At 47.1% G+C, this 310-nt stretch carries 1 protein-coding gene; it reads left to right on the top strand.

The features are described from left to right. The first annotated feature begins 47 nt into the window (after window positions 1–47). Window positions 48–299, top strand: coding sequence for a 40S ribosomal protein S21 (locus GFJ41_RS21375; protein WP_226890303.1), 252 nt, complete (start codon window positions 48–50; stop codon window positions 297–299). Window positions 300–310 lie beyond the last annotated feature (11 nt).

Consider the following 310-nt stretch of genomic DNA (forward strand, 5'->3'; position numbering starts at 1 on the left):
GTGATCTGCGGTCTAAACAGCCTTAACGGCAATCGTAAGTCTACAACATGCAGAACGACGCTGGAGAATTCGTGGACTTGTACGTGCCTCGCAAATGCTCTGCGAGCAACAGGATTATTGGTGCAAAGGACCATGCTTCCATCCAGCTCAACATTGCTGAGGTTGACAAAATCACAGGCAGGTTCAATGGCCAGTTCAAGACCTACGCCATCTGTGGCGCTATTCGTAGAATGGGTGAAGCTGATGACTCTCTCTTGAGGCTGTCAAAGAACGACTCAATTGTGTCAAAGAACATCTAAGTTTAAGAAAG

The sequence above is a fragment of the Paraclostridium dentum genome (assembly GCF_012922555.1).
GTDB lineage: Bacteria > Bacillota > Clostridia > Peptostreptococcales > Peptostreptococcaceae > Paraclostridium > Paraclostridium dentum.